This is a genomic window from Candidatus Poribacteria bacterium (assembly GCA_026702755.1).
Classification (GTDB): domain Bacteria; phylum Poribacteria; class WGA-4E; order WGA-4E; family WGA-3G; genus WGA-3G.
Window position 1 is genome coordinate 19417 of the sequence record JAPPBX010000126.1, and the last position, 9003, is coordinate 28419.

Sequence of the window (9003 nt, forward strand, 5' to 3'; positions counted from 1 at the left end):
GAAAATGCCCACAAATTGTAGTATAATTTGATGTTAATAGTTAATCGTGTTGTCAACTTAGTTTAAGTTTCCCTTCACGGTTAAATTTTATTTAACACGCTAAGGGGTCAGGTGATGAACAACGAATCTCAGAATCCATCTGATGAATTAAAAAAACGCTGGGAATTACTTGATAAAGAATGGGATGAACTACTCAAACGCAACCTGTCAAACACAGAAAGTCTTGCTAAGTACGTCTTTTCATTATCCAGTGCCGGTCTCGGAGTTTCGCTGATAGTTGTGAAAGACATGAATTTATTGGCCTCAGGAAACTTTAAATGGATTCTCATTGCTTCCTGGGTAGCGTTTTTAATCACTATTTCGTCTGCCTTAGTCTCTTACCTCACCAGCCTGCACGGAATAGATAAGGAATTTGATCGTATCGAGGAAGAATATGAAAAAGAAATTGAGGAAAAAGCAGAAGGTGAAAAAAAGAAACCGGGTAGGACAACGAAAATTCTTCGCTATGTGTTTGTGATTTCTTGTATCATTGGTGTTATCTGCACCCCTTTATTTATTTTATTAAATATAAAACATCTTAAATGCTGAAATTCTGACCCTAAATGCCATAGGAGGTGTCATTATGGCAAATCAGAAGAAAACCCGCTCTGATAAAGTATTACCCGGACATCAGAAAAAGGAACCTCTTCCGGGAAAAAAACCTGGTCGTGTTGAAAAAGGAGCAGCCGATGTGCCGCGTCCACGTCCCAAACCAACACTCAAACCCAAACCCGAGTCCAAACCCGAGTCTAAACCCAAACCGGAATCCACACCGGAATCTAAACCGGAAAATAAGCAATAGGACCTTCAAAACTTCCGGTGTTATCATTACCTACAAGTAATCCGCGCCATGAGTGAGTTTCGGAGTTAATTGTTTGAATCGCTGATGACGCGGATTGTGCAGATTTCACGGATTTTTGGGCTGTGTCATCTAAAATTGTTCGGTGAGGTGAGTAGGATAATCCGCGTCATCCGTGTAATCAGTGAAAATCGGCGATTCAGAACAATTGCGGAGTCTCATTCCAAAGAAATTGTGACTGTGGAGAAAAGCCAATGAGCAAAACGTTACAGGGATTCATTACTTACTCACATGAAGATACAGCGCAAAAAGATACATTACGAAAACGTCTTTTTGTGATGGAGCAAAATAACGAGTTAGGGACATGGGACGATGGTCAACTTACTCCAGGCGATAAAGCACTTCAGGAGGATATCCTCAAAAAGGTTGCTGATTCGGACTTGCTCTTATACCTTGTTTCTGCGGCGAGCCTCGCTTCTAAAAACTGCAACAAGGAATTAGGAGAAGCATTAAAGCAAAAAATAAGAGTTATCCCGATTATTCTTGAGCATTGTGATTGGCTCAACCACCAACTCAGTGGTTTTGAAGTCCTTCCTCACAAAGGTAAACCTATTAGCAAATGGGAGGATCCGAGTGAAGGATGGCAAAATGTGGTAGATGGTATCCGAAAGGCCGTTGATGAAATGCAGGCTCAGGCAAAATCCACATCTGAAAATGTCCAGAACAGACGACTAGCCGGATGGGTTCTTCAACAGGGTAATTTCCTACTGATGCTAAAGCAAATTAATATGGCAATAGAAGCCTATTCACATGCTATTGATCTCAATCCAGATAATGCGGATGCCTATATTAATCGCGGTGCTGCTTATATCAAAGGGGGCAAACACGACCTTGCTATTGAAAACTGTAACAAAGCGATACAGTTGCGCCCCAATTATGCCTTAACCTATAACAATCGCGGGGTGGCTTATGATGAGAAGTGTGAACATGATCGTGCTATTTCAGATTATGATAAAGCGATAGAACTCAAACCTAATTACGCCGACGCCTATAATAATCGCGGTAATGTCTACAAGGCAAAACGCCTGTATGATCGTGCTATTTCAGATTATGATAAAGCGATAGAACTCAAACCTAATTACGCCGACGCCTATAATAATCGCGGTAATGTCTACAAGGCAAAACGCCTGTATGATCGTGCTATTTCAGATTATGATAAAGCGATAGAACTCAAACCTAATTACGCCGACGCCTATTACAATCGTGGGATTGCCCACAACGTAAAAGACGAACATAATCTTGCTATCAAAAACTACAACAAAACAATACAAATTAATTCTAGGCATGCTGGAGCTTATAACAATCGTGGCAGAATCTACATCGAAAAAGGCGATTATGACCGTGCCATCGAAGACTATACCAAAGCAGTAGAACTAAATCCTAATAGAGCGGAGATATATTATAATCGTGGGATTGCTTATGAAAGAAGAGGCAACTACGGTCTTGCAATAAAAGACTCTACCAAAGCAATAGAACTGAAGCCAGATCTCGTTGACGCGTATCATAATCGAGGGATGGCTTACAATAAAAAAGGCAATTATAAGCACGCTATCAAAGACTACAATAAGGCAATAGAACTAAATCCTAATAGCGATATGACCTATTATAACCGTGGCAATGTTTATGGTGATATAGGTGATTATGACCGTGCCATCAAAGACCATACCAAAGCAATAGAACTGAAGCCAGATCTCGCTAGTGCCTACATCAATCGCGGCAATGCTTATAGCAATATAAGCGATTATGACCGTGCCATCAAAGACCATACCAAAGCAATAGAACTGAAGCCAGATCTCGCTAGTGCCTACAATAACCGTGGGGTGGCTTATGGCAAAAAAGATGAGATTGATTTTGCCATCAAAGACTATACCAAAGCGATAGAATTAAATCCCAATCGTGATATAACCTATTACAATCGTGGGGTAGTATGGTTACACTTACAAGAATGGGAAAAAGCCAAAGCTGATTTGATTGCTGCGAAGAAAAAGGGTATGGATATCATTCCCGCATTTCGTGATAGCTACAAAAACGTTGAGGCATTTGAAAAAGGTCACCGTGTAAAACTACCGGAAGACATTTCCCTTATGCTGACACAACGTCGGCGAGATCGCTATCCGAAGATGCAAAAAGTGTTGGATGCCGATGGAAATCCGATTGAATCGCCGAATGTGGTGAATTTACGTGAGCAACTTCGGAACGCTGGTACGCCGTTAGGTAAGTATGTCAAATCAAAACCCGCTTTCGGCATCAACACGGCACCCACAGAAGCGTTCGTTGTAGACAAAGCAACGCGGGATAAACTCATTGCTACTGATCCTTCATCTGCTGATATTTTGAAACCGTTTTTACACGGACAAGATTTAAGGCGTTGGCATGTTGACACGCCTCAGCAGTGGCTCATCTTTGCCCACCGTGGCATAGAGATAAACGACTATCCGGCAATCCTAAAGCACTTGGAAAAATATCAAGAAACTCTGAGCAAACGGAAAGGCAAACAGAAATGGTATGAGCTGCCGGTATCTCTCGGTGATATAGAGCGTTTTGCACAACCGAAACTCGTCTGTCCAGACACCTATAACCATCAGACTTTCGCTGTTGATACTGCCAGTTATTATTACGGCAAGACCTCTTATCTTATCCCAACTGAAGAAATGTGGCTCTGCGGTCTCCTCAATTCTCGGACTGTGGAGTGGTTTTATTCGCAGGTGTCGAACCAATTGACGATTGATCCGCTTCGGGCGCGGAGTGGGTATATCCAACAGATTCCGATTCCCGACATCACGCCAGTCCACAAAGCACTCATCGCTAAGATCGTTGATTATCTGATCTATCTACAGCAGCAACCGACAACAAACAGCAAAGATCTGAGACACGCTCGTGACGCTATAATGCTCGGATATTTTGAGCGGGTTATTGATGGCTTAGTTTATGAGTCTTATCTGCCCGAAGATCTTCATAAAGGGGACAAACATTTTTTCCAACCGTTGTTGGACGAGCAGTTGCCTTCGTACGAGGAAATTCAGGGTGATAAAATGATTATGTTACGAGACATTTTTGAGCTGCTATATGAAAGAACACATCTTGTCCGGCGTAACCTTTATTATCTGGATAGTGTAAAAGCAGTTCGTATCATTGAGGGTAAAATTTGAGATTAACTAATATTGAGATTAAAAACTTCAGAGCTTTTCCGAAATCCTATCAAATTGACCTGTACAATGCTGGAAAAAATTTATTAGTTTACGGAGAAAATGGGAGCGGGAAATCGTCGTTGTATCTCGCTTTAAAGTATTTTTTTGAATCTGGTGTAGACGCAGATAAAGAGGAGAACAAAAATACTGAGTTTGAAAATCATCAGAATATTTTTACCGAGGATCCTGGTTATGTCAAACTTTGTTTCCGTTCAGAGTCACGATTAGAGAAAGACACCTACGAGTGGTCGAGAGACACTAAAGAGACGACTGATGAACTGATCATCGAAGTCTCAAAAGCAAAGGGATTTCTTGACTATAAGTCACTGTTGGAGACTCACTATATTCATCGTGAAAGCGAAACAGTGAATTTGTTCAATTTGTTGGTTAAAACGTTGTTAGCAGACACTGCCAATCCCTTAACAAACAGAACTCTTGCTGATGATTGGAGTGAAATTCAGCCACCCTATCCACGCAGAAGAGATGCAAAAAACAAAATTGCAGACCTTGAGAGACGGATAGTCAATTTCAACAGAGAATTAGCGAACCGATTAACAGAACTCACTCCGAAGGTGTCTGAAATTCTTGAGAAGTTCGGATACAACATTGAACCCAACTTTGATTTTCAGGGAGTTACATACAATCAAAATAAGAAAGAACTTGAAAATCAAGAGATTCTCTTAGAAGTTGATTTTTTTAACGAAAATATCCGATCACATCATCTCTTTCTCAATGAGGCGAAGTTGTCAGCAATTGCAATTTCCGTCTATCTCTCATCAATTCTCCTTCTGCCGGACCCAAAAAGCGGACTGAGGATTCTCGCACTTGATGACGTACTCATCGGATTGGATATGTCTAATCGCTTCCCAGTACTGGATATTCTTGAGGAATATTTCAAAGATTACCAAATTTTTTTGACGACTTACGATAAAGCATGGTATGAAATTGCCAAGCAACGCACGGATCAAAAGGATTGGAAATACACCGAATTCTATTTCAAGGCAACCACCGAATACGAAATACCAGTCTGTAAGGAAGATATCCCGTATCTGGGAAAAGCGAGAGAATATCTTGATGCCAACGACTACAAAGCCTGTGCAATTTACGTCCGTACGGCTTTTGAGGAGATAATCAAGCGATTTTGTGACAAAAGGAATCTGAAGGTCAGGTACTGTGAGAACCCGAAAGAATTAACAACCAAAGATTTCTGGGAAGTAATAACAACTCAGGAAAAAAGAAGTCCTATCTATCCAGAACAAAATATTCTTCTTTTGGATCAAAAACTTGTTGATGAGATTGAATCGGCTCAAAAATTTATCCTAAACGAACTCAGTCACGCTACCTTTGTGAACATCTACAGAAAAGAACTTGAGGATGCCATTGATGCTGTAGAACAACTTGAAGCAGCATTAGCATAGGTTGAAACCATTGAGAATATAGGGACTAAGGAGAAATGCCGAAAGAACTCAATCAAGGGGCCGCCGATACCTATTACAGTCGCGGGCTGGCTCACAGCTTATAAGAGCGACCTCCCGGTCACGATTTCCCTTCAAAACCAACCAAAATCCGAGAGCCAAACATCGCTAAGACACCCAAGAATTGATTTGACAAAATCTGTCTAAAATGATAAATTGACTTCAAACAAGGGAAACCTACTTATGCCTTAGTTTTTAAAGATAAAGAAAGGACAACAATATGGCATCACAGAATGAACTAAAGTCAATGTTAGACGCGCCTATCGCTTTAGCACCGAACACCTATCTGCACTTCTACAACGGTGGGAAACTCCGTGCTGAGTTTATGGGCGAACCCGATCCGAAAGATGACTATTACTCCGAAGAATGGATCTTCTCGACGAACCGGGCAATTACTCCCGGTAGAGAGAATCCACCTGACAAAGGGCTGAGTCGCATCGAACTTCCGAGCGGTGAAGTTGTACTACTGAAAGAGCTGCTGGACGCATTTCCAGAAGAGACACTCGGTAGCGCGCACGTTGACAAATACGGCACTGAATTAGGAGTGCTCCTCAAGATTTTTGATGTTGGTGACGGCGCACATATTCCTATCCATTGGCATCCAAACCCCGACTTCTCGCAAAAACACCTCAATTCACCCTTCGGCAAAAACGAGGCATGGATCCTCATCGGCACACGTCCGGGCGCGAAGGCGTGGATAGGTTGGAAGGAAGCGATAGACAAAGCAGAATTCCGCCGCCTGATGGAGGCACAGGATGTGCCAACACTACGGAGTTTGATGCATGTCGTTGAACCGAAGGTTGGTGAGGTCTATTTCCTACGTACCCCGATCGTTCATTCGCTCGGTACAGGGCTTTGCGTCCTCGAACCACAAGAACCTACCGACTGGAATATTCTCGCCGAATGGGAAGGTTTTCCGTTTGAGAGAGAAGATGGACACCTCGGACTCGGATGGGACCTGGCAGTAGATGCCGCTGAATTCGATAAACTCGAATTGGATTACCTTAACAATTATATCCGACGGACACCCGAACTCGTCCGAGCAGAAGGGGAGAACCGAGAAGACCGAATCGTGCCAGAGGAAGCCTCAAAATTCTTCGGATGCTCACGGCTGACGGTGAACTCAACGCTGAGTATGCCAGCAGATAAAGGCTTCTACGCGCTTGTGACCTTGGGCGGTGAAGGCGTACTACGCGGCGATTTTGAAGATGTTCCGCTCAAACGCGGCAAATCCGTTTTCATACCGCGCTGCTTGTCCAGTTACGTGATTGTTAGTACGGGTGACACACCGATGGAAATCATCTGTTGCTATCCACCAAGCCTCTTCTAATTTATCTTGCGGTTAAACGATGGGGTTTCTACTTTGACGGCTTTTGCTCAAGAGCCGCCCTTCACTACGTTACGGGCTACGGTTTCGCAGCAAGGAATGTAAAACAGTCGGAGAGGGCAACGGGTGTGTAGCAAAGACGTACAAATCGTCAAATCCAGTTAATGCTGCATTGGAAACCTGCTCCTAATCAGATAGAGCAGTCCATGCGGCCCATAATTAAAAAATGTTGGATTTTAAACCCCCTAAACTAAATACAACATTGATTCAGGTTGCGAAAGCCATCATGCCGCTTGTCAACCGCCTGTTTTTGAACGGGTTAACACTGGATGTTGATTCAGAATCCATCGCGCGTTTAAAAATGATAGATGGACATCCTACCGTGCTGGCTCCGAACCATGCGGCACGCGCGGATCCTGCCGTTACGTTTCTCTTGTCCAAACAGGTCTCTCAGCAGTACTACTACATGACTGCACGGGAGACCTTTGACAAAGGGAAATTCGGTGGCTTACGCAGTTTTCTGTTGCAACGGTTCGGTGCGTATTCAATTGTGCGTGGCACCGCCGACCGAAACGCTTTCCGTACAACACGGGAACTTCTGTCTGAAGGCAGTTGGCCCCTTGTCATCTTCGCGGAAGGCGAAATTTCGAGGCAAAATGACACCGTTATGCGCTTTGAGAGGGGTATTATACAACTCTGCTTCTGGGCTTTGGACGATATGGCAAAAGCGGAGATCGACAAACCCCTCTATATCGTCCCCATTGGGATTAAATATCACTATCCACAAGACATGTGGGACGACATTGACATCGCCCTCACGGAATTAGAGGAAAATATTCTTTCACCTGCCGATCGAACACCGATCGAACGCTACGAACGGTTGAGACGTATCGGTATCGCGATATTCAAAACGCTTGCAGCTGAATATCAATATAAGGTGGACGAAACCGTGCCTCTCGATGTGCACATTCAAAAACTGAAAGAACAGATTTTGTCCCATGCGGAACAGATCATGGGCATTCACTCTGAAGCCGATGTGCTCACAAGAGTACGGGCGTTGAAAAACTTAGTCGATGCTGAAGTTTATAGAGACATCGAGCAGATGACAGAATATGAACGGAAGATACATGAAGAACTCCTCCAGAAATTCCAACGATTTCATCCGGACCTGGAGCGGTTAATCAACTTTATAGCGATTTCGGACGGGTATGTCGCCGAAGAACGTTCACCAGAGCGGTTTCTTGAAGTGATCGTCCGTCTGGAAAGAGAAGTCTTTGGTACGTCAAAAATTCGGGGACCACGGGTGGCATCCATTCGTGTCGGTGAACCCAAAAACCTCCGAGAATGTTACGATACCTACAAGGCAGACAAAAGAGAAACGGTAGAACAGATAACCCTTGAACTCGAAACAACAGTTCAGGCTTTAGTCAAGGGCGTATCGTAGGGGCGAGGTTTCCTCGTCCGTGTAATCGGGTTGGGTAACCCAACCCCTACCTAAAAAGCGCGGTAAACTCACTGTAGGGGTGGATCTCCTATTCGGCAAAACCGCGCCTATAATTTGGAGAAAAACATGGCAAAAAAATTGTCGATTGGAAGTTGGGCTTACGCATTTGGTCCTTACGAAGATAACCCTGTCCCGTTTGATGATGTCGTCAAGCGTCTCAGCGAACTCGAATTTGATGGCATTGAAATCGGGGCATTCAAACCGCATATTGACATTAACGACTATCCGATGAAGAGTGATCGGGATGCCGTCAAGGGCTTGATCTCGTATTACGGCTTGGAAGTCTCTGGATTGGCAGCCGATTTCTGGTCGCACCCCGGTCCCGCTACAGACGAGGCACAAGAGGACGATAAGTACTACAAATTATTCAAGGAAAGCCTCCAACTTGCCCTCGATTTAGGCTCGCCCGCCATTCGTGTAGATACAGTGAGTGATCCCGAAGAAGGGGTGGAAGGCGTTGAGCGTGAGGAAGCTTGGGATCGGATCGTTTCCGTCTGGCGGCGCTGCGCGCAAGTCGCTGAAGATCACGGTGTGCTGATGCTCTGGGAGTTTGAACCTGGATTTATGTTCAACAAACCCAGCGAGATTATTGATATGCCGAAAGCAGTCGA

The 9003-nt window shown here is 43.9% G+C and carries 7 protein-coding genes; all 7 read left to right on the top strand.

The features are described 5' to 3' along the window. Positions 1 to 114 precede the first annotated feature (114 nt). On the top strand, positions 115 to 588 hold the full coding sequence (locus OXH39_24730) for a hypothetical protein (GenBank protein ID MCY3553673.1): 474 nt from the start codon (positions 115 to 117) through the stop codon (positions 586 to 588). A 34-nt stretch (positions 589 to 622) separates the two neighbouring features. Next, positions 623 to 841: a hypothetical protein gene (locus OXH39_24735; GenBank protein MCY3553674.1), complete on the top strand. Its 219-nt coding sequence runs from the start codon at positions 623 to 625 to the stop codon at positions 839 to 841. Between the two features lie 251 nt (positions 842 to 1092). After that, a complete protein-coding gene (locus OXH39_24740; GenBank protein ID MCY3553675.1) occupies positions 1093 to 4047 on the top strand; it encodes a tetratricopeptide repeat protein in 2955 nt (984 codons plus the stop codon). Beyond that, complete coding sequence (locus OXH39_24745) at positions 4044 to 5504, top strand: AAA family ATPase (protein MCY3553676.1); 1461 nt, start codon at positions 4044 to 4046, stop codon at positions 5502 to 5504. Before OXH39_24740 ends, OXH39_24745 begins: the two co-directional genes overlap by 4 nt. Positions 5505 to 5781: 277 nt before the next feature. Further along, positions 5782 to 6891 carry a hypothetical protein gene (locus tag OXH39_24750; protein ID MCY3553677.1) on the top strand — a complete coding sequence of 370 codons (1110 nt, stop codon included), beginning with the start codon at positions 5782 to 5784 and terminating at the stop codon, positions 6889 to 6891. A 223-nt stretch (positions 6892 to 7114) separates the two neighbouring features. Further along, positions 7115 to 8332, top strand: a complete 1218-nt coding sequence (locus tag OXH39_24755) for a 1-acyl-sn-glycerol-3-phosphate acyltransferase (protein MCY3553678.1) — start codon at positions 7115 to 7117, stop codon at positions 8330 to 8332. Positions 8333 to 8458: 126 nt separating this feature from the next. Beyond that, positions 8459 to 9003: TIM barrel protein (locus OXH39_24760; protein MCY3553679.1), on the top strand; the 545-nt coding region annotated here is incomplete at its 3' end.

Coding starts and splice junctions, on each gene's coding strand:
- OXH39_24730 (MCY3553673.1), top strand. CDS start 115: ATGAACAACGAATCTCAGAATCCATCTGATGAATTAAAAAAACGCTGG.
- OXH39_24735 (MCY3553674.1), top strand. CDS start 623: ATGGCAAATCAGAAGAAAACCCGCTCTGATAAAGTATTACCCGGACAT.
- OXH39_24750 (MCY3553677.1), top strand. CDS start 5,782: ATGGCATCACAGAATGAACTAAAGTCAATGTTAGACGCGCCTATCGCT.
- OXH39_24755 (MCY3553678.1), top strand. CDS start 7,115: ATGTTGGATTTTAAACCCCCTAAACTAAATACAACATTGATTCAGGTT.
- OXH39_24740 (MCY3553675.1), top strand. CDS start 1,093: ATGAGCAAAACGTTACAGGGATTCATTACTTACTCACATGAAGATACA.